Source organism: Pontivivens marinum (assembly GCF_900231835.1).
In the GTDB taxonomy this organism is placed as follows: domain Bacteria; phylum Pseudomonadota; class Alphaproteobacteria; order Rhodobacterales; family Rhodobacteraceae; genus Pontivivens; species Pontivivens marinum.
Map to the genome: position 1 here is coordinate 248,088 of NZ_OCTN01000004.1, position 20,736 is coordinate 268,823.

General features: G+C 56.9%; 19 protein-coding genes and 1 tRNA gene. 5 read left to right on the top strand and 15 right to left on the bottom strand.

The features are described from left to right. Positions 1-69: 69 nt before the first annotated feature. Positions 70-969 (top strand): TRAP transporter small permease subunit, encoded by a 900-nt coding sequence (locus CR254_RS11885; RefSeq protein ID WP_097930218.1) that lies wholly within the window; start codon positions 70-72, stop codon positions 967-969. 29 nt (positions 970-998) lie between these two features. Then, the gene (locus CR254_RS11890) at positions 999-3,362 is read left to right on the top strand and encodes a TRAP transporter large permease (protein ID WP_097930220.1); all 2,364 of its coding nucleotides are present in this window, start codon (positions 999-1,001) and stop codon (positions 3,360-3,362) included. A 69-nt stretch (positions 3,363-3,431) separates the two neighbouring features. On the opposite strand, the gene CR254_RS11895 is transcribed toward CR254_RS11890, so the two are convergent. From CR254_RS11895 to CR254_RS11905, 3 genes are all read right to left on the bottom strand, one after another. Next, on the bottom strand, positions 3,432-4,241 hold the full coding sequence (locus CR254_RS11895; RefSeq protein WP_097930222.1) for an arginyltransferase: 810 nt from the start codon (positions 4,239-4,241) through the stop codon (positions 3,432-3,434). Between the two features lie 93 nt (positions 4,242-4,334). Next, positions 4,335-4,808 (bottom strand): RDD family protein, encoded by a 474-nt coding sequence (locus CR254_RS11900; RefSeq protein ID WP_097930224.1) that lies wholly within the window; start codon positions 4,806-4,808, stop codon positions 4,335-4,337. Positions 4,809-4,875: 67 nt separating this feature from the next. After that, positions 4,876-5,295: a DUF2852 domain-containing protein gene (locus CR254_RS11905; protein WP_097930226.1), complete on the bottom strand. Its 420-nt coding sequence runs from the start codon at positions 5,293-5,295 to the stop codon at positions 4,876-4,878. Between the two features lie 151 nt (positions 5,296-5,446). Here CR254_RS11905 and CR254_RS11910 point away from each other — a divergent pair, with 151 nt between their 5' ends. Beyond that, on the top strand, positions 5,447-7,201 hold the full coding sequence (locus CR254_RS11910) for a sensor domain-containing protein (RefSeq protein WP_097930228.1): 1,755 nt from the start codon (positions 5,447-5,449) through the stop codon (positions 7,199-7,201). Between the two features lie 2 nt (positions 7,202-7,203). Here CR254_RS11910 and CR254_RS11915 read toward each other — a convergent pair whose 3' ends face one another. The 11 genes from CR254_RS11915 to CR254_RS11960 form a co-directional block, all read right to left on the bottom strand. After that, positions 7,204-7,821, bottom strand: a complete 618-nt coding sequence (locus CR254_RS11915) for a TetR/AcrR family transcriptional regulator (RefSeq protein WP_097930230.1) — start codon at positions 7,819-7,821, stop codon at positions 7,204-7,206. Beyond that, complete coding sequence (ppk2, locus tag CR254_RS11920; protein WP_097930232.1) at positions 7,814-8,692, bottom strand: polyphosphate kinase 2; 879 nt, start codon at positions 8,690-8,692, stop codon at positions 7,814-7,816. Before ppk2 ends, CR254_RS11915 begins: the two co-directional genes overlap by 8 nt. A 56-nt stretch (positions 8,693-8,748) precedes the next feature. After that, the gene (metA, locus tag CR254_RS11925; RefSeq protein WP_097930234.1) at positions 8,749-9,657 is read right to left on the bottom strand and encodes a homoserine O-acetyltransferase MetA; all 909 of its coding nucleotides are present in this window, start codon (positions 9,655-9,657) and stop codon (positions 8,749-8,751) included. 56 nt (positions 9,658-9,713) lie between these two features. Then, positions 9,714-10,571, bottom strand: coding sequence for an ATPase (locus CR254_RS11930; RefSeq protein WP_097930236.1), 858 nt, complete (start codon positions 10,569-10,571; stop codon positions 9,714-9,716). Positions 10,572-10,602: 31 nt separating this feature from the next. Further along, positions 10,603-11,511: a DMT family transporter gene (locus tag CR254_RS11935; protein ID WP_097930238.1), complete on the bottom strand. Its 909-nt coding sequence runs from the start codon at positions 11,509-11,511 to the stop codon at positions 10,603-10,605. A 103-nt stretch (positions 11,512-11,614) separates the two neighbouring features. Further along, complete coding sequence (locus tag CR254_RS11940; RefSeq protein WP_245851603.1) at positions 11,615-12,727, bottom strand: hypothetical protein; 1,113 nt, start codon at positions 12,725-12,727, stop codon at positions 11,615-11,617. A gap of 209 nt (positions 12,728-12,936) precedes the next feature. After that, positions 12,937-13,473: an inorganic diphosphatase gene (ppa, locus tag CR254_RS11945; protein ID WP_097930240.1), complete on the bottom strand. Its 537-nt coding sequence runs from the start codon at positions 13,471-13,473 to the stop codon at positions 12,937-12,939. A gap of 66 nt (positions 13,474-13,539) precedes the next feature. Further along, a complete protein-coding gene (locus CR254_RS11950; RefSeq protein ID WP_438825552.1) occupies positions 13,540-14,370 on the bottom strand; it encodes a DMT family transporter in 831 nt (276 codons plus the stop codon). A gap of 42 nt (positions 14,371-14,412) precedes the next feature. Further along, entirely contained in the window at positions 14,413-15,477 is a 1,065-nt protein-coding gene (locus CR254_RS11955; RefSeq protein WP_097930253.1) for a peptidoglycan-binding domain-containing protein, read from the bottom strand. A gap of 126 nt (positions 15,478-15,603) precedes the next feature. Beyond that, complete coding sequence (locus tag CR254_RS18075) at positions 15,604-15,759, bottom strand: hypothetical protein (protein WP_180955979.1); 156 nt, start codon at positions 15,757-15,759, stop codon at positions 15,604-15,606. A 297-nt stretch (positions 15,760-16,056) separates the two neighbouring features. Further along, a tRNA-Lys gene (locus CR254_RS11960) sits at positions 16,057-16,132 on the bottom strand. Between the two features lie 139 nt (positions 16,133-16,271). On the opposite strand from CR254_RS11960, the gene dapF reads away from it, so the two are divergent. Together dapF and mtaB are read left to right on the top strand one after the other, a co-directional pair. Continuing rightward, the gene (dapF, locus tag CR254_RS11965) at positions 16,272-17,084 is read left to right on the top strand and encodes a diaminopimelate epimerase (RefSeq protein ID WP_097930338.1); all 813 of its coding nucleotides are present in this window, start codon (positions 16,272-16,274) and stop codon (positions 17,082-17,084) included. Then, positions 17,081-18,343, top strand: coding sequence for a tRNA (N(6)-L-threonylcarbamoyladenosine(37)-C(2))-methylthiotransferase MtaB (gene mtaB, locus CR254_RS11970; RefSeq protein WP_097930340.1), 1,263 nt, complete (start codon positions 17,081-17,083; stop codon positions 18,341-18,343). Before dapF ends, mtaB begins: the two co-directional genes overlap by 4 nt. 101 nt (positions 18,344-18,444) lie before the next feature. On the opposite strand, the gene CR254_RS11975 is transcribed toward mtaB, so the two are convergent. Then, on the bottom strand, positions 18,445-20,736 hold the full coding sequence (locus tag CR254_RS11975) for a xanthine dehydrogenase family protein molybdopterin-binding subunit (protein ID WP_097930255.1): 2,292 nt from the start codon (positions 20,734-20,736) through the stop codon (positions 18,445-18,447).

Here is a 20,736-nt window from a genome sequence, read left to right on the forward strand (position 1 = left end):
ATGCCGATCTTCGGACAGGGTGCGGTTCTGCCGACCCATATTCTCACTGATTTTTGACGGGTGGTTGCAATGCTGGACGCGTTGGGCTGGTTTTTTGGAAACCTATGGACCGGCTTTTCCGGTATCTTCACCGCTTTGGCCGATACGGGTTCGTGGGCAAACTGGGGCGAGGACAAGGCGAGCCTGATGCGGTTCATCTATTATGGTGCATCGGTTCAACTGTTTTTCGCGCTGCTTTCTGTCCTGATGATCCTGCTGGTCGTCGGGCTGTTCTATCGCCCGCTGCTATGGTCGGTCGTTCGCGGTATCGAATGGTTCCAGAACGGTCTAGGCCGGATGTTTGCATGGGCCGGTTTGTTCATGGTTCTGCAACAGGTTATGATCGTTTTCCTACAGCGGATTTTCCGTGAGAGCGCGATCAGCTTCGGTTTCGCCGATGTCGTCTTTACCCGTGATGTTTCGTGGTGGTCCGAAGAGCTGAAGCTGTACAACGCTATGATTGTCGCGCTTTGCGTTGGCTACACCTTCGTTCAGGGCGGGCATGTGCGGGTTGATCTGTTCTATGCCGGCGCGAAATATCGCACGAAAAAGATCGTCGATATGATCGGTGCCGTATTCTTCATGCTGCCGCTGACGGTTATCGTTTGGCTGTTCTCGTGGTTCTTCATGTGGCGCAACATGATTACGCCGCCTGTTGCCGTGACCGATACATTGGACCGCCTGCTGCTAAAGGCGCGCGCCGTGCGCTGGAATATTGAGACGATCGGGTTCAGCCCGAATGGTTTCGATCAGTACTGGATGTTCAAAATGCTGATCCTCAGCTTTGCCGCAACGATGTTCATAATGGCGTGGGGCAGCTTCTACCGCTCACTGCTGGAATGCATCGAGGGGCCAGAGAGCGACGGCAAATTCATCGATAAAGACCAGCTCGGCGACGATATCGCCGAAGCTGCCGCCGAAATCCACTAAAGCCATAAAAACCAAGGGGCACAGATCACATGTTGTTCGGTCTGGACGGGGTCGAAATCGGCCTGATTATCACCTTCGCCTGCCTGTTCGGGGCGATTATGTCTGGCTATCCGGTGGCGTTTTCCATCGGTGGTGCGGGTATTATCGCATTCGGTATTCTGGCGGCGCTATCCGATGCTGGTATTCTGCTTCATCAGGCGGTCGATGACCGCTCCGCTGAATATGCGCAACTGGTCGCAGATGGGGTGGCGCGGGATACGATCTCGCTGTTCCGATATCCGGATTTGCCCACCTATACGCAGGAACTGTTTCCTGATGGATGGCAGCGGGCCTTTGATCGCAACATCGCGCTGATTACCAACCGTATGAACGAACGTGTCTTTGCCGGACCGTCGATTGAGACATTGCTAGCTGTAGCGATGTTCGTTCTGATGGGCATCACGCTGGAACGCTCGCGCATTGCGAATGACTTGCTGACCACGATGGCGCGGGTTTTTGGACCGCTTCCCGGTGGTTTGGCTGTTTCGATTGTTGTCGTGGGCGCGTTCCTTGCCGCATCGACCGGTATCGTTGGTGCCACGGTTGTGACGATGGGCCTGCTGGCGCTGCCGACAATGTTGCGCAATGGCTATTCGCCCGAGCTTTCGACAGGTGTTATCGCGGCGTCCGGTACTCTAGGCCAGATCATCCCGCCATCCATTGTGATTGTTCTGCTCGGGACACTGGCCGGTGATTTGTATTCCACCGCGCAGGAGGAATTCGCGCAGGCCAATATGTGCCCCGATGCGCTGACCTATCTGGGTGAACCTGCGGTTCTGTCCGTTGGTACGCTGTTCCAGGCGGCTCTGCTGCCCGGTATCTTCCTCGCCTTCCTATATGGCGCCTACGCGTTCGGTTTCGCGATGGTTTATCCTGAAAAGGCACCACCCGTTGCTGGATCGCAGGGCGATGTGCAGATTGTTGGCCGTTATCACAACGTCACTTGGTTCGTTGGTGCACCTGTTGCAATCATCCTGTTCGCTATCGGTTTGAGCACGGCTGGCCTGTCCGGCTCGCAAAATGTCAGCGTCTCCTCGATTGCTGATCTGGGCGCGCAGGCAGAACTGCGGACCAATGTTTCTGCCGAGTGCCAAGCCTCGATGATTGAGCGTCACGGTCAGGAAAAATGGGACCGCGCGGTTCTGCAACAGGCTGATATTGATGCCAATGGCGGTACGCTGACGCAGGAGCAGCGCGAGTTGTCGCCTGAGGCATTGGCTGAGGCTGAGGCACAGGCGCTTGCAAACGCTCCTCTGTTGTCCTCCACACTGATGCTGGTTTGGGTGCTTGCCGGTATTGCGCTGGCCATGTCCGTGGGTGTTGCTCCGCGCTTGCCAATGCTGCCAATCCTGATCGGGGCAGGGGCGATTGGTGTTGGTATCGTGCTGGATGCGGCCTTTATCGGCCCGCTGACGACGCCGGGCACGGCCTTCCTGATCCTTGCGATCCCGTTTGCGGCGCTGCTGTATTCGATCCGTGAGGCGGCTGGCCGTCTAGGACAAAACGATCTGCTGCGCGTGGTATTCCCGCCGCTGGTTCTGATCGTGGCCGTTCTGGGATCGATCCTCGGCGGGATTACCAATCCGACACCGGCCGCTGCGCTGGGTGCTGCTGGTGCATTGCTGTTGGCCGCCTATCGTAAGCTGGAGGAAGATCCTGATCGTTCGCCCGCTCCGATTATCTGGGGTACGCTGTCGATTATTCTGATGCTGGTCCTTGGCACGACTTTCGATCTGCGCATTTCGATCGAGCAGGTTTCGGTTGAGAACTACATCGCCTTTGTCATCGCGCTGATCTGCTATTCGGTGTCCATGCTGACATTGGTCTATTGCTGCTGGATCCTGTGGTCCAAGGGCGTTTTGACACCGGTAGTGCGCGAAACGGCCAAGGTAACATCGATGGTGTTCGCGATCCTGATTGGCTCGCAGCTGCTGAACCTCGTGCTGATCTCCTTCGGTGGTGAGCACTACATTCAGGATTTCCTCAAGAGCTTCGATAGTGAGTTCAAGGTATTCTTGATGGTGATGCTGGTGCTGTTCATCCTCGGCTTTGTTCTGGATTTCCTTGAGATCATCTACATCGTGATCCCGATTGTTGGGCCGGTGATCTATGGCGGAACGCTTGATCCGAAATGGGTTACGATCATGATCGCGGTGAACTTGCAGACCTCGTTCCTGACGCCTCCCTTCGGCTTCGCGCTGTTCTATCTGCGCGGTGTGGCACCGGCGAGCGTTACGACAGGCCACATCTATCGCGGCGTTATCCCGTTCGTGTTGATCCAGGTGGTTGGTCTGGGCTTGCTGTGGATGTTCCCATCCATCGTGACCATCGTGCCGGACCTGCTGTCCAACTAAACCGCTGAAACAGAAAAGCCCGCCCGATTGTCACGTCGGGCGGGCTTTTTCATGTCTGCTATTTGGGTCCTAGGTGGCGCTATCCGGCAATTGGATCGCGGCGACCTGATCCTGAATGGGATCATGGCGCAGGGGATGATGGGCGGTTTCCATCTGCTGCGGATCGTGCAGTTCCTGCCAGTTGCCCGCGCTGTAAATCTCCAGCGGGCGAAAGCGTGCCTTATACGCCATTTTCTGCGAACCGGGCACCCAGTAGCCTAGATATACATAGGGCAGGCCCGCCTCACGTGCGATCTCGATATGGTCGAGGATCAGGTATGTGCCCAGCGAGCGGGATGCGGCATCGGGCTCGAAAAAGGAATAGACCATCGACACGCCATCATTCAGCACATCTGTCAGGCAGGTCGCGGTCAGGTGCTGTTGCGCATCATGATATTCGATGACTCGGCTACGAACGGGGGTTTCCTCGATCATTGCGGCGAATTCAAACATGTCCATATCCGCCATTCCGCCATCCGCGTGGCGGTGGTCCAGATAGCGGCGGAATAGCATGTACTGATCCTCGGTCGCCCATGGGGACGTTCCTGCCCGCACCAGATCACGGTTTTTGCGGGTGATCCTACGCTGGCTGCGCGTCGGCTCAAAATCTGCAACACGGATGCGGGCCGACATACAGGCCGAGCAATCCGCGCAGGATGGCCGGTACAACACGTTTTGAGAGCGTCTAAACCCCTGTGCCGACAGCGCATCGTTCAGGCGCTGGCTGTCATCGCCCTGTAATGCGGTGAACAGCTTGCGCTCAACCCGTCCGTCCAAATAGGGGCAGGGCTGGGGGGCAGTCACGTAGAACTGAGGCATATGAGGGGTAAGGTGGCGCATTCTGATCCGTATTATCACGGCCCTAAACAAGGCGGATACCAAGAGTGGGTCGGATGCGCGACCGTGTCAACGCACCCGACCCACTTCAACGGCTCAATTGCTAGGTGAATTAATCGCGGTGGAGCCCAGCGGAATGTCGTGCAGCGCCTGTCCACGAGCGGTTCCAGCCATCAAAACAACGCTGATTAACTGCGTCGCAACGAACATCAGCGATACGGTGTACAGACCGGTATGGACCAAGGCTTGCCCCATGCCGAACCGTTGTCCAAAGCCGTCGCGAAACTCGATCCCCATCATCCGCATACCCCATGTCGCAGAACGCCCGCTAATGGTCAGAGTGCGATAGATAAAGCTGATGACCGCCCAGAATGGTAGCAGCAGCCATCCTAGGCCAAGCGTCAATATACCGAAAACAAACCATAATGCGGTAATCAGAACGATATCGAAAATCCACGCCATCAGGCGCTTACCGGCGACACCGTCATAAAATTGTGGCTCGGTTTGTGGATCAGGCAGCCCCGTGGGGGAGCGGCGATAGTTGGGATTGTAGGCTCGGGTCTGTGTCATCATCCGCTCCGTTAGGGGAAATAGGGTTGTTTGGGTCGGGCCTGTTTAGCGGCCCGAGCCCAAGAGTTTAGTAGCCGTTTTGCTGCGGCGTATCGCCATCAGTTGTTTCCGTCATATCAGGACGATTGCGGCGGTCACTCATGAACTGATCGAATTCCGATTTATCACGGGCATTGCGCAGGCGCTCCATGAAAGAGTGGAATGCATCTTGCTCTTCTTCAAGGCGGCGAATGGTTTCATCGCGATATGCATCAAAGGCGGAGTTGCCCGAACTGTTGGTGTTGCGGGCCGTACGGGCACGATTGCGCCAGGACGAACAGGATTTCGAAGAAGACATGCGTTTACTCCAGATCATATAAAACAAAAGGGCCAAACCGACTGGCCAGAAAAAGATAAAGCCGAGCACCATTGCGGCGATCCATGCGCCCTTGCCGCGCTCGTCGAGCCAGCTTTCGGCGTTTTGAAGGTAGGCTGTGGCGGTTGTCATCGGTGGTCCTCTCTGATGTAAATGTTATTCACATTAACATACTTGGGGAGGGGCTTTCGCAGTTCAAGCGTAACCACCGAAAAATTCTGAACGTAAACCTTCTGCTAAGACTTTGCATTGATGGTGTCCGATGTGAGTTGTGGGAGGTTGAATGCAGGTACTTGAGAGAGTGGAAGACCCCATCGCGCTCGAAATCCTTGGTGAATTTATTGAGACGATGAATTCACCGGTGTTTATCAAAACGCCGCAACAGATGTACCTGTATGCAAATGCCGCATTTCAACAGCTGTTTCCGGATGTGCCCATTGCCGGTCAGTCCTGTGATTCGCTATTTTGCGCATCAGATGCCCAAGTTTTCGCGGAGGAGGATCACCATTGCCTGCAATCCGGCCGCACAATTGCCCAACGCTCAACCCCTGATGGGCGGCTTTGGTTGGTAGAGAAAGCGGTGATTACCCTGCCTGACGGATCGCGGGGTATCGCCGGGCTGGTCTTCGACATCACATCCTATCGCGACCAACAGCAGGGCGCGATCCGCGATCTGGGCCTGCTAAAGCGTGAGGCAGAGCAACGCGCCTTACTCTTGGCCGAAGCGAATGAGAAAATCGAATATGTCAGCCTGCATGACGCCCATACCGGGCTGGCCAATCGTCGCTATCTAGAGCGTCGTCTGGAGGAAGCAGCTGCCGACGGTGAGCATCTGGCAGTGCTGCACATCGATCTGGATCGGTTTAAGCAAATCAACGACACATTCGGTCATTTTACCGGTGACTATGTGTTGCGCCACGTCGCCAAAACCATGGTGCAGGAATCCCGCTTGGGTGATTTCGTGGCGCGGGTCGGCGGCGATGAATTTGCTATCCTTTGCAGGTATTCTGGTGACGCATCCCGTGTTTTGGCTCTGGCAGAACGATTGGTTGAACGCCTCTCACAGCCGATCCGGTGTAAGGGCGTCGAATGCCGCACCGGCGCATCCATTGGCGTTGCCTTGCCCGAATTCGGCACGGTTGAGCCGCGGCAATTACTCTTAAACGCTGATGTTGCGTTGTACCGCGCAAAAACCGGCGGCAGGGGGCGGGTTGAGATTTTTTCACGCTCCATGGATGCTGAAATGAAGCTGGAAAACCGCCTGTCCGAGGATATGATCCGCGGTCTGGAACGATCCGAGTTTCGCCCCGTCTACGAGGTGCAGGTTCGCGCGGATACCTTCGAATTATGCGGGGTTGAGGCATTGGCCCGTTGGCATCATCCAGAGGATGGCCTGCTCGCGCCCGGCCGGTTTGCTGCCGTGGCAGAACGGGATGATCGAATGGGGGCCATCGACAAGATGATCCTGCAAACCGCCTGCGCCGATATGGAGCAGTTGCGAGAGGAGGGCATTGAGATTCCATGCCTATCAGTCAACGTTTCCGCGCAACGCCTCGCCGGTTCGGAGCTGATTGAGGAACTACGTGAACTGAAAATCACACCGGGTAGTCTTAGCTTCGAACTGGTGGAGACGGTGCTATTTGATGAAACCGATGCGACATGGCAGTGGCAAATCGACCGAATTCGGGACTTGGGTATCGGGATTGAGATCGACGACTTCGGAACGGGATACGCCTCAATCGTTAGTTTGCTGCGTTTGAATCCAGATCGAATGAAGATTGATCGGCAATTTACGGCTGCACTAACTGGATCTGACCATTCGCGGCGGGTGATTGCTGCAATGATTGAAATCGGGCGCGCCCTGAATGTCGATATCGTTGCTGAGGGCGTGGAAACACTGGAGCAAGCTCGCATCTTGCGGGAAATGGGATGTGGCGTATTGCAGGGATGGCTGTTCTCAAAGCCGATGGACATCGACGCGCTGGCAGCTTTCGCGCGTCAGTCACCGCAAGCACGACTATTGGATCGGGCAAGATAGGATCAATCGTTCTGAATGATGCCTAGGCCGCGCAGATAGATACCAATACCGGATTCCAGCAGTTCCTCTGGTGAGAATGGCGCGCGTGCACCGGGTGCACCGCGCGCAAACAGTTCGACGACACCGTGGCTCATGGCCCAAATATGATGACTGACCATGCTGGCCGGTGGGCGCGCATCTGCGGGTAGATGTTGCATCATCGCCTCTGCCGCGCGGTCCAAAACTGATGTGGCACGCGAGGATTCCCGCGCCAGTTCGGGGTGGCCCGCAACAGAAACGCCACTTTCAAACATGGCGATATAGTGACCCGGCTGGGTGCGGGCAAAATGCAGATAGGCACGACCTACCGTCTCAAATGCAGCCAGAGAAGACGGTTTTCCCCCATCAAAGGCATGCTCCAGTAGATCGGCAAACATTTCGTAACCTTGCAGAGCGACCTCGGCGATCAGTTCCTCGCGCCCCTTGAAGTGCCGATATGGCGCAGCCGCGCTAACCCCGGCGAGGCGCGCCGCCTCAGCCAAGGTAAAACCAGTCGGCCCCTTTTCCTCAATGAGTGAGAGGGTTGCTTCAACGAGGGCCTGCCGCAAATTGCCGTGGTGATAGCTTTTACGCTCAGGCATCGCGCAGGATCAATTCCGGCCCGCCAACGATGCTGTCATCCTGTTCGCCAATCACCGCCGGATCGGCCAAATCGCAGGGTAGGCGGGATAGGATATGCCGGATGGCCCCGATCCGCGCGCGCCGCTTATCCTCGGATCGGATCACGGTCCATGGTGCAACATCGGTATGTGTGCGGGTCAGGGTTTCAGAGATGGCATCGGTGTAGGCATCCCACTTGCTCAAGCCCTTAACGTCGATACTCGATAGCTTCCAATGTTTTAGCGGATCAGCCTCACGCGCGAGGAAACGGCGAAGCTGTTCCGCGCGCCCCACATTCAGCCAGATTTTGATGACGTGAACACCGTCATTGACCAGCATACGCTCCAATTCAGGCGCCTGCATGAACCAATGCTCGCGCTGTTCCGGTGTGCAAAATCCAAAGACATGCTCAACCACGCCGCGATTATACCAGCTGCGATCGAACAGTGTGATATTGCCTGCGCTTGGCAAGTGCTTGATATATCTCTGGAAATACCACTCACCCGCTTCCTTGGGCGTGGGTTTTGCCAGGGCAACGGTGCGCACGACACGCGGGTTCAGGTTTTGGCGAACCCGAGAGATCGTTCCGCCCTTACCGGCCGCGTCGCGTCCCTCGAAGATGACGACAACACGGGCGCCGGTGCGCAGAACCCAGTCCTGCATTTTGACCAGCTCGATTTGCAGCGCGTCCAGCGTATCCTCATATTCGTCGCGAACCATGCGGTCGGAATAGGGATAGGTCGGGTCGAGCATTTCCTTTTTGCCGCCATCCTCAATCAATTTGCGAAGGGATTTCGGCGCGTCATTCTCAAAATAATCGGTGATCTGGCCGACCAGTTCATTTTCACTCATAACAATCCCCCTCTTTCGTACAACTTGATGCTCCGACGCCAGTTGCACAAGCCCAGTTAGCTGGTCCAGCCGAACGGAGTGGTTTGGTAAATCTGGTTGATCCAGTTGCCATAGAGCAGGTGCGCGTGACTGCGCCACCGGTTCTCGGGCGAATTCTCGGGATTATCATCGGGGTAATAGTTCATCGGCACGTTGATTGTTTTGCCCGCAGCAACGTCACGATCATATTCACCCTTTAGCGTATCGCTATCATATTCCAGATGGTTGAACATATATAGCGCGCGGTGGGCCTCATCCTCGATCAAACAGGGGCCTGCATCAGGGGATGAAATTAGGGTTTTCAGTCCGGAATTAGCGTCGACATCTGCCTGATGAACCTCTGTCCAGCGGCTGACCGGAACAACGAGATTGTCTGAGAATCCACGTAGATAGGGCGATGTCGCATCATGCACGTTGTGGCGAAACGCGCCAAAGGCCTTCGCGTCCAGCGGGTGTTTTGCGATCCCGTGGAAATGGTTCAGCATGGCCTGCGCGGACCAACAAACGGCCATCGTTGAGTGCACATTCGTCTGCGTCCAGTCAAAGATGCGCTCTAGCTCATCCCAATAGCTGACCTCATTAAAATCGAGCAACTCAATCGGCGCACCGGTGGTGATCAGCCCGTCAAATCGGCGGTTCTGCACGTCCTCAAACGGATGATAAAACGCCTCCATATGCTCGGGCGCGGTATGGCGCGACTGGTGTTCGCTCATCCGGATCAACGTTAGGTCAATTTGCAACGGAGTCGCACCGATCAGGCGTGCGAAGTGCGTTTCCGTCTCGATTTTCATTGGCATCAGGTTCAGCAGCGCGATTTGCAGCGGTCGGATATCCTGCCGTGCGGCATCCTCATCCGACATGACCATTACGCCTTCGGACCGCAGCACATCATGGGCGGGCAGGGTGGCGGGGATTTTAATGGGCATCAGCTTGCTCCTGTTCAGGGAGGGTTGATTTAGGCAGCTCGGACCGGCGGTGCAAGTTACGTGCGCGTGATTGCGTCGGAAATCAGCGCGTTGAAATCCTGTTCCGTGCGTAATTCATAGATTTCTTCGGCAGTTACGGTCACGCCATGCTGTGCCATCGCTGCGTAACGTTGTTGTCGGGTTTCTAGAACGCGGCGATATGAAAACCGGATAAAGGCGTCAGGATCAACGCGGTCCGGAGCATCCCCTGTGCGTTCCAGCCAATCTGCCCAATTTCGGGCCAATTCCTCGGGCCGGTAATACATCGGCTTGGGCTGGCGATCGAAACGGCGGACCAGTTCATCAACATGGGCATCCGACCCCTTGATCCAGACGGGAAGCATTGCCGCGTTTAGCGCCTTTAAAACAAGGTCGTTGGGGTCATTGGGGTCCACAACTTCGCAAATTGAACCGCCCGTATCGCACACAAAATTCGGATAGCCATAAATATCCTGCGCACGTTCGGAAAATTGTACCGCGTCTAAAAGGCTCGCAATTTCGGCCTTCTGGTGCTGCTGCTGACGCAGGCGGTAGGTCTCAATATCGATCCCGCCGCGGGCCGGGTCGCCCGGTTTTCCCAGATAGGTGGATAGCGGGTCGAGGTTTTCGAATGTGATGTTCGACCCGATGAAAATCGAGTCGGAGCGCAGCAGCTCCGCCAGAAACGGCACCTTCATCGCCTCACGCTTGAAATTATCGACGATATGCTCGCCCATATATCGCGTGCCGATCCGGTAATCGACGGAGTAGTGGAACCACTTTCCCGTGCCGCGCAACATGTCCGAGATGAAGGTTTTCCCCAAGCCGGACATTCCGAACAATGCGACCCGCTTATGCGCGGTATCGTTCCATGCGTTGGCGTCAGGATAGTACATTTGCGGCTCCTCCACGGCTGTTACCAATGGATTAGCGGGTGACGCGCCGCTTGAAAAGCCGCCCGTCGATGACGCACAGGCCGAGGGCAATTAATGCCAACCCAGCAAAGGCGCGGGGGCTTAGGCTTTCACCTAGAAACAGCGCTCCCAATGTGATTGCAACGACGGGGATCATCAATGTGACCAGCATAACATTGCCCGCTCCAGCTAGGTTCAGAATGCGGTAATATAGCAGATACGCGGCGGCCGTCGCGATGATCGCATAATAGGCGATTGCCGCCCCTGCGGTGAAGCTAACCGCGACAAAGGGCGACCCCTCGACCATCCAGCCAATCGGCAACATGAACATTGTTGACGCGCCCAACATGCCCGCAGCGGCCAATTCCGGTGGTAATCCCTTGAGCATGAACCGCGCCCAAGTCCCTGCAAAGGCGTACGAAATCGTTCCGGCTAATACTGCCAATTGCGCCAGGTTGCGCGGATCAAAGCTGCTGAGCGCCTGCCAGCCCATAATCACCGCAACACCGCTGACGCCTAGAACTGCGCCTGTCGCCTTTGCCTTGGTCAATCGTTCATCGTGCAGGAAAATCGCCGCAACCAGAACGCCAAATATCGCGGTAGTGGCGTTCAGGATCGATACCAAGCCTGTCTCGATCTGCGTTTGACCCCATGCCATCAGGATAAAGGGGATCACATTGTTTAGCAGACCCATCCCCGCAAACCCGATCCACACCCGTGCCGATCGGGGCAGGGCGTGACCACGGGCAATCACAACGCCCCACAGGACCAAAGCCGCCCAGCCAACGCGATGCGTGACCGAGGTCAGCACCCCAACCTCGCGCAATGCCAGCGAGATGGAGAAAAAAGAGCCGCCCCAGATGATCCCTAGCAGGATCAGCAGGCCCCAAACGGTGTTCGAAATGGAATGCTGTTGTGTCATGCGCGGACGCTACCGCTATGAGATGCGCCTCTCCACCCGAAACATGCGCAAACAAAAAAGGCCCGCGAATTGGGCGGGCCTTTCGTAACAGATTCGGCCACGATCAGAGCGCGAAGCCAACCCGAATACCGATGGAAACCGCGTCATTGCCCGAGAATTCGCCAGTTGCAGCACCGCCGCCGATGGACACAGTTTGATCACCCAGATCGGTGTAGCGGATGCCCGCCGTGATTTCCGCTGCCCCAACGGTGTAGATCCCTGCCAGCGAGTAGCTGATGCGACCGTCGCTTGGCGAAAACAGCGAGGTGCCGACATCGCCGGTCGATTTTTGGTACCCGATGGATGCAGTCGCGACGAAGGATTCGTTGATCCGACGCGCAACGCCGAGGTTATAATCGATACCGTCATCCGCGAAGGAAACCAGCGAAGCGCCACCATTTGCAGCCGCATAGCCCGGAGGCGTGATCGTGAATTCCGACCAGTTCGCCCAGCGGATCGAACCGAAGACTAGCGTGGACTGGTTTACACCGGTTTGAAATTCGAGGTTGATCGATTCAGGAACTTCGATCTGGCCCGATGTTGCTGTGCCGTTTTCGATATAGCTGACATCATGCTCGATTGCGGCGGAGTAGGTTGCGGCAATGCGCAATGCAATGTCTGGACGCTCATATGCGACACCGATCACAGGGCCGAATTCCGTTCCTGCATCGCCGGTTACGTCATAGGCTGGCGACAATCCGGGGATGGCAGGAACGCTTGCCGCTGCATCCAATCGCTGCGCGCGGATGCCGCCATGTACCGAAAACCCGTTACCGAACTCATACCGACCAAGGAAGGTCAGCGCGTCGGAGTTTACAACACCGGTCAGGCCGTTCAATACAGCAGCGGAGCCGGTGGCATTTCCGTATGAGACATCGGATCCGAACGGCTGGTCGTAGATTACAGCATAGCTAAGCTGCTCGTTGATTTCGCCACGATAGCTGATGCCGAACAGGCTGTAATCTTCCTGTCCATTACCGCTATCACCGGATAGTGCGCCAGAGATGTCGCCGCTAACCTCGGGTGCGACATGTGCGCCAGAAAATTCGAGAAAGTGCCCATCCTTAAAGATGATGCCGGTGGACTGGCCAGAACGGTCAAGACCGCCCGCCATCGCACCAGATGTGATAAGTGCAGCGGTCGCCGTCGCGCCCAGCAACTTTACCATTTTGGTCATGTTAGTCCCCCCTGTGGGATGGAAACGCCGACTTTCGAGCCGGTCGTAAGGTTATTGATGAAAATACTGTGACGGGGCCGGTGGCAATGGGTCAACATCAGACGCGGCGTCAATCTGGACCCGCATTGAAAGGATGTTGCGCAATCAGCACGAAAAACGCCGCTCTGAATGTCAGAGCGGCGTTAAATGCACGTAATGGTTGTATGAACTTACTTGTTCATTGCGTCGATGGAGCCTTGCAGGATTTCCTCCGCCTCGGCCTTATCGCCCCAACCGATAACCTTGACCCACTTGCCTGCTTCGAGATCCTTGTAGTGCTCGAAGAAGTGCTTGATGCGCTCCAGCGTCTTGGGAACGATGTCGTTCAGGTCCTGAACGTTAGCCTGGAAGGGGTCAACCTTCTCCACAGGAACGGCGATCAGCTTGTCGTCCATGCCCCCATCATCTTCCATCTTCAGCACGCCAACAGGGCGGCAGCGGATCACAGTGCCCGGCTGCAATGGGAAGTCGGTCAGAACCAGAACATCGGTTGGATCGCCATCAGCATGCAGTGTGTTTGGCACAAAGCCGTAGTTGCATGGGTAAAACATCGGAGTGTTCACGATGCGATCAACGAAAACAGCGCCGGATTCCTTGTCGATCTCGTACTTAACAGGCGCGCCACCTGCTGCACCGCCAGTGATTTCGATCACAACGTTGATATCTTTTGGTGGGTTCTTACCGGCGGGAATCTTATCGAGGTTCATAGTGCACTCCTTGGGCGACATTCATTGTCGGTCGCGTAACATGATGAAGGCAAACGCGCAATCGACTCAACGACCGCGACGGTTCTCAATGATGTTAATCGCGTTCCCGCCAAGGATCAGCGCACCACCACCCAGAATGGCCAGCGCAAATGGTTCCGCGTATAGCACGTAACCCACAACCGCGATCAGCGGCAGGCGGGCGAAATCCAGGGGGGCGACCACACTGGCAGGGGCGATTTGCAGCGCACGGGTGATGCAAAAATGCGCAAGCAGCCCCGTCACCGACACCGCAATTACCGCAGGCAGGATGTCCACCGAGGGTAGGGTGATGTCACCGTCATAACCCGCACAGATCAGCGCAAAAAACGCCTGCATCACCGTCAGCCAAAACAGGATGCAAGTCGCGCTCTGCGTTCTGGACAGGGATTTCGTGGCAAGAAAGGAAATCGCAAACCCGATAGCACATGCAGCCGCAGCCATAACCCCCGGCTCCAGCACCACCGCGTCGGGCCGCGCGACAATCAACACGCCGATAAAGCCGAGAAGGACCGCGCAGCCGCGCAGCAACGTCATCCGCTCACCCAGTATAAATGGAGCGGCCAGCGCGACCCATAGGGGCGTTGTGAATTCCAGCGCGACCAATTGCGCCAGTGGAATCACCGCCACAGCAAAGAACCACAGGTTCTGCCCCGTGAAGTGCCCGATATTGCGGATCAGATGTATGTGGAACCGCTGGGTGTTGATCCCACGCAGCTGTCCCGTCGCACCACCAATTCCCGTGACAATCCCGATCCCGATCAGCGAACGGAACAACATCAACTCAAAGGTATCCAACTCAACCGAGACGGCACGTCCCGCGACAGCCATCATAACAAACGAGCAGGTTGCACTGGCCATCCATAGGACGGCCCTGATTGACGGGGTCACAGTTGCGCGCGATCAGGTCGTCAAACCTAGCGCGCGCACTGCCTCAAGCGTTAGGGCAGGCGTGTCATAGCCCAGATCCAGTTGATAGGCGCGAATAGCGCGCAATGTGCCCGGCCCCATGATCCCGTCAATGGCACCGCGATAGCTACTTTGATCGCGCAGGGCGCGCTGCAATGCAGTGACGAAGCCATTGTTGTAATCGGTGTCACAAACCACATTCGCCCAGATTTCTTGTGCGGGCAGAACCTGAACCGGAGCGGAAACCTCGCGGAAGGTCGCCGGAATTTCACTGCGCACAATACGCTCAGGCGTGGCCACAACCTCACGTTCAACCTGACGGGTCACGGCGGGAACGACAACCTCAACGGTGCGTGCGGGCTGTGCGATGACGCGGCGCGGCACTTCACGTGTAACGGCGGGGATGATTGTTGTTTCTGTCCGCTCAGGGCGCACAAGCTCACGCACGCTGACCGTCTCGAATTCAGGCGGGAACTCGACCAGGGTTTCAACTGCTCCGCTGGCCAGCGTGCGGTTGCCGACAACCGTCCCGCCAAGTGCGGCTGCGCCTGTAGGATAGATGCGGCTGGATGTCACCCATGAGCGGTAGGAGGGGCGTACAGGCACTTGCTCCGTTGCGTTCCGGTATTCAGCAGGGATCGTGCGCGTCACCTCACGCGATGGTTCGACAACCACGGTATCCATGACGGTTTCATAGGTTGCAGGAACAACCTCCAAGCGGGTGAAGGCCTCTTCAATCACGATAGGCACCGTCTCTGTGCGATAGGTGGCGGCGATCACCTCGAATTCTTCGCTCGCAGGGGTGGCGACGACCTGACGGGTTTCCGTCTCGAATCGTGCGGGGCGAGTCACCTGCGTATAGCACTGACCGGGCAGCGCATTTACCGGACCACTGGTGGACAGCGGCGCCGTGGATGACAGTGCCGCCAGATCAGCCGCAGCGCTCGGTGCGACAGGCTGTGCCGCGCCCGGATCAGCGACAGCGGTAGGAAGCGGCGCTTCACAAGCCATGACCAGTAGGCTGGTGCTCAATAGCAAGGTAATGCGCGTGATCTTCATATCGACTGCCCGTCTATTATTGCGCACGGTTTTCCCCAGAGGGCCGCGCACATGTTTCATGCTAAATGTTGTCAGAATCTATAGAGGCCGTGCTGGCATGCGACAAGCCTACCCGCGCGCTTCGCGTCACTGACCGTCAACAACCGCTGTATTCAGAGTGCGTTCGTTCAAATCAACGACCGTGTTTCCTGTATGCGGCTCCTCATCCTTGGGTAGTACAAGGTCGATATTGCACGCCGTTAGGGTGAAGGTCAGAATCATTCCAAGCAGAATTCGTGTCATATTGCGTAACCCCTCATGCAATAAGTCCTAGGTCTGATATTTTTATAAGGGAATGCGCGTCGGAAAACATACACAAATGCGTTTTGTGCGACATTAAATCTGCCGCTGGACTGATCTATTTTTGCGGTGTTGGAAACATAACACGGCCAATAGGTCGGGTGCGACAATTTGCCCTATGGCATTCAGGGAAATGCATCGTAACGTGTCTGAAAATCGCGGCGGTAATGCTTGTCACCAATCCGTGGAATCTTCAGCGCATATTCGCTGAGTTCCGCGTAATCCTAAGAAGGATTTAATTGGTGAGCCCTGCAGGATTCGAACCTGCGACCCACTGATTAAAAGTCAGTTGCTCTACCAACTGAGCTAAGGGCCCGCCAATGAGCGTGTATCTACAAAGGTGTATGGGGGGGGTCAAGGGCAGTTCGACCACTTATTTCAAGAAAATGACATTTGGCTGTTTCGCGCCATGGGCGGCACTGGAATTGCACCGAAACGGGGCGTATATCGCGGGCATGAATTATAGCGCTCAAAACACTCTGCCGTTCCTGAAAATGCACGGCCTTGGAAACGACTTCGTTGTTATCGACGGACGCGGCGATCGCCCTGTGCCCGACATGGATACAGTACGTGCGATGGGGGACCGCCATATGGGTGTCGGTTTCGATCAGCTCGCCCTGATTATGGATGACGCAGATTCCGACGCCCTGATCCGCTTCTATAATACGGATGGATCGGAATCGGGTGCGTGCGGAAATGCGACGCGCTGCGTTGCGGATCTGCTGATGCGTGAATTGGTGCGCGATACATTAGTGCTGCGCACGGAACGCGGGCTGCTGCCCTGTGAGCGTGTCGGTGATTTGATCCGCGTGAATATGGGCCAGCCGGTTGAGGATTGGGCCGCGATCCCCTTATCGCGTGACGTAGATATAGATGCGCTGCCGTTACAGGGTGCGCCCTCTGCCGTTGGAATGGGGAACCCGCACTGTGTCGTCTTTGTTGAGGATGCAGATGCCGTGGACGCAACGCGGATCGGGCCTGAGCTGGAAAATGACCCCCTATACCCCGAGCGTACAAATGTTGAATTTATACACGTGCTGGACCGTAGAACAATACGTCAGCGTACTTGGGAACGTGGCGCGGGCATTACATTGGCCTGTGGATCGGGTGCATGTGCCGTCGCGGTGGCATCAGCGCGGCGTGGTTTGACCGATCGGGTTGTGACGATCAAGCTGGACGGGGGGGAACTGCATCTGGATTGGCGCGACGATGGCGTATGGATGACCGGACCGGTTGCCTATGTCTTTGACGCGGTGTGGCGCGGATGAGTGACGCCCCTGTATTCTCAAATTTCGGTTGCAGATTAAATGCTTACGAAACCGAAGCGATGAAGGAACTGGCCGCATCGGCCGGTTTGCGTGATGCGGTTGTGGTCAATACCTGCGCCGTTACTGCCGAGGCCGTGCGCAAATCGCAGCAGGCGATCCGGCGGCTGAAGCGGGATAATCCAAACGCGCAGGTTATCGTGACCGGTTGCGCTGCGCAGACGGAGCCTGAGACATTTGCCGGCATGGATGAGGTCGCCCGCGTGGTTGGCAACCTTGAGAAAATGCAAGCCGATACGTGGACGGATATCGCGCAGGGTCCTGACTTCATTGGAAAAACGGAGCGGGTCATCGTTGATGACATCATGTCCGCAACGGAAACGGCTGGCCATCTGATTGATGGGTTCGGCACACGCTCACGCGCCTATGTTCAGGTGCAAAACGGGTGTGATCATCGGTGTACCTTCTGCATCATTCCGTTCGGGCGCGGTAATTCACGCTCCGTCCCTGCCGGTGTAGTTGTTGAGCAAATTCAACGGCTTGTTGATAAGGGATATAACGAGGTTGTTTTGACCGGCGTTGATATGACCAGCTGGGGCGCTGATCTGCCCGGTACGCCGCAATTGGGTAATCTGGTGCAGCGTATCCTGAAATTATGCCCTGATCTCAACCGCTTACGGATTAGCTCCATCGATTCGATCGAGGCGGATCCTGCGCTGATTGAGGCGATCGCAAGCGAGCATCGATTGATGCCGCATCTGCATCTAAGCCTGCAAGCGGGCGATAATATGATCCTTAAGCGTATGAAAAGACGCCATAATCGGGATCAGGCGATTGAATTTTGCACTGATATGCGTAAGGCACGCCCTGATATCGTTTATGGTGCTGATATCATTGCCGGTTTCCCGACGGAAACGGAGGAGATGTTCCTGAACTCGATGAAGCTGGTTGAGGAATGTGGGCTGACATGGCTGCACGTCTTTCCCTATTCACCGCGTCAGGGAACACCGGCAGCGCGAATGCCACAGCTGGAGAAAATCGTTATAAAAGAACGCGCTGCGCGGTTGCGGGTGATCGGGGATCAGGTGGTGGATCGCCATTTGCAGGCCCAGATCGGTCGCCAGCATCGGGTGCTGACCGAGGCACCGGATATGGGGCGGACCGAAGCCTTTACCGAGGTTCGCTTCGCCACGCCGCAGCCGGTGGGTGAGATTGTGGATGTCACGATTACAGGCGTTGAGGGTCGGCAGCTAACGGCCTGATTTGAGGGGCTGCGCTGTGGCTGCTTTGCGGCTGCTATATGGCTGCGCAGTAAAACGCTCGGGAATACCGGTCCGGCAGGGGGGCCCGCCGGACCGACCGCTTAAACCTGTTGGAACGAAACCTCGCGGGTGAACGGCATGTGCCGCAGCCGCTGACCTGTTGCGTCGAATATCGCGGCGGCTAGGGCAGGGGCCGCAGGGGGTGTGCCGATTTCGCCTGCACCGCCCATGGTTTCGGCGTTTTGCAGAATCTCGATCTCGAACTGCGGGGCCTGACCCATTGTCATCATCGGGTAGTCCCAGAAGTTTTCCTGTACGACGCGTCCATCCTCGAAATTGATCTGCTGGCCCATCGCCTGACTAAAGCCGAAAATCGCGCCGGACATGAGCTGATCGCGGAAATTGCGCGGGTCCAGTACGGTGCCCGGATCGGCAGCGATCCAGACCTTTTCGATGTGAATGTCGTCTGTCGTGTCCACCTCGACCACCATTGCGACCCAGCTACCAAAGCTGAGGACGTGGGCGATGCCGCGTCCCTTGCCCGTGGGACGCGGAGCCGCATAGTTCGACATCTGCGCGACCTTTTCCAAGCAGGCGCGTGCGGGGGCGAGGCGTTCATCATTGCCCATCATGGCCAAGCGGAATGTCAGCGGGTCTAGACCCGATGCTGCGGCCATTTCGTCCATGAACCCCTCATGGAAAAAGCCGTTATAGCTGTTACCGACAGAGCGCCAAAATCCAACGGGAATCGCCAGATCGGCCAGATGGGCGGAAACACGATGATTCTCGACCATGACGGGCTGATTATAGGCACCGTCGGTGATGGATTTATCCGGTCCGCCCATGGGCAGGTCAGGATAGGTGCGCCCGACGACGCTGGCCATGATCGAGGGGGATGCGATTTTCATCTCAACCGTAGTTGCGGGACCATTTGCGGGAACCACAGCGCGGAACCGGCCAAGGGCGGCAGGGCGGTAAACGTCGTGTTGGGTGTCCTCCTCGCGCGTCCATGTCACCTTGATCGGGCGACCTGCTGTGTGCATGGCCAATGCGGTTGCGTAGAGGGGGAAATCGACCTCTCCACGCCGCCCAAAACCACCGCCCAGCATGACAGTGTTGACGGTGGTGTTTTCCTTCTCAACCCCGGCAAAGGCAGCGCAGCGCGATTGAACGATACCGGGGGCCTGTGTTCCGGCCCAAATAGTAAGGTGGCCATCGGCCAGTTGCGCGGTGGCGTTCATCGGCTCCATCGTCGCATGGGCGAGGTAGGGAACGGAGTATTCCGCCTCAACCAAGGTGCCTTGCGGATCGGCGAGGCCTGCATCAATGTCGCCCTTATCCATCAGCGCATGATTTGCCTCGCCCTGAATCGCTGCCGTTAATGCGCCGGTAATCGCATTATCATTGGCGGGATAGGTGGCCGGGCCCCATTCGGCGTTCAATGCGCGCGCGCCCTCGAACGCGGCCCAGGTATTGTCAGCGATGATGCCATAGCCGTTGCCGGTTTGGGTGTTCACCTCAACCACATCAATCACGCCGCGCACATTGCGGGCCGCGTCGATATCTGCGCTCAGCGGCTGCGCGCCGAAGCGGGGGCTGATCGCGACGGTGCCATACAGCATGTCGGGCAGTTCCACATCGATGCCGTAGATCGGGGCACCGGTGACTTTCTCGGCTATTTCCGCGCGGGGCTGTGATCTGCCGAGGATTTTCCAGTCGGAGCGGGGGCGCAATTCAGGCTCGCCCACTTCAGCCGTGGCGGCGTCCATTGCCAGCTCGCCATAGGTTAGGGACTGGTCGGAAACAGGGTTCGTCACAGTGCCATTGGCGGTTTGCAAGGTGTCTGCGTTTACACCCCACCGTGCAGCGGCGGCGGATTTGAGGGCGGCGCGGGCTGTGGCGCCGGCCTCTCGCATTTTGTTGAAGCCGTCAATGGTCGAGGAGGAGCCGCCGGTTGCCTGTAGGCCTAGGATTTTGCCCATGCTGCCCATCAGGCCGCGCTGTGCCTCGGCCGCGAAACTACGATCAAAGTGGGGGGGAAATGCGCCTTCCTCAAGCATGGCGGAGTTGTAATAGGCGGCGGCGGGTGGGCCATGCGCAATCGTCAGGTCGGATGGGGCGACGTCCAGCTCCTCAGCCACCATCGCGGCGAGGGTAGTTTGGATGCCCTGACCCATTTCCGCGCGCGGGGTGATGACGGTGATCGTGCCGTCCTGCGAAATCTTGATGTACGGGTTAAAGACGGATTCGCCCTGATCGGCCACCAGCGGATTTTCGGGATCGCGGCGCACGGCCCAAACGCCGAATGCAACGCCGCCAACGGCTGCCGCCCCTAGGCCGAGGAAGGTTCGGCGGACGATTTTACCGACAATGGATCGTTTCTTGCGTGCCAT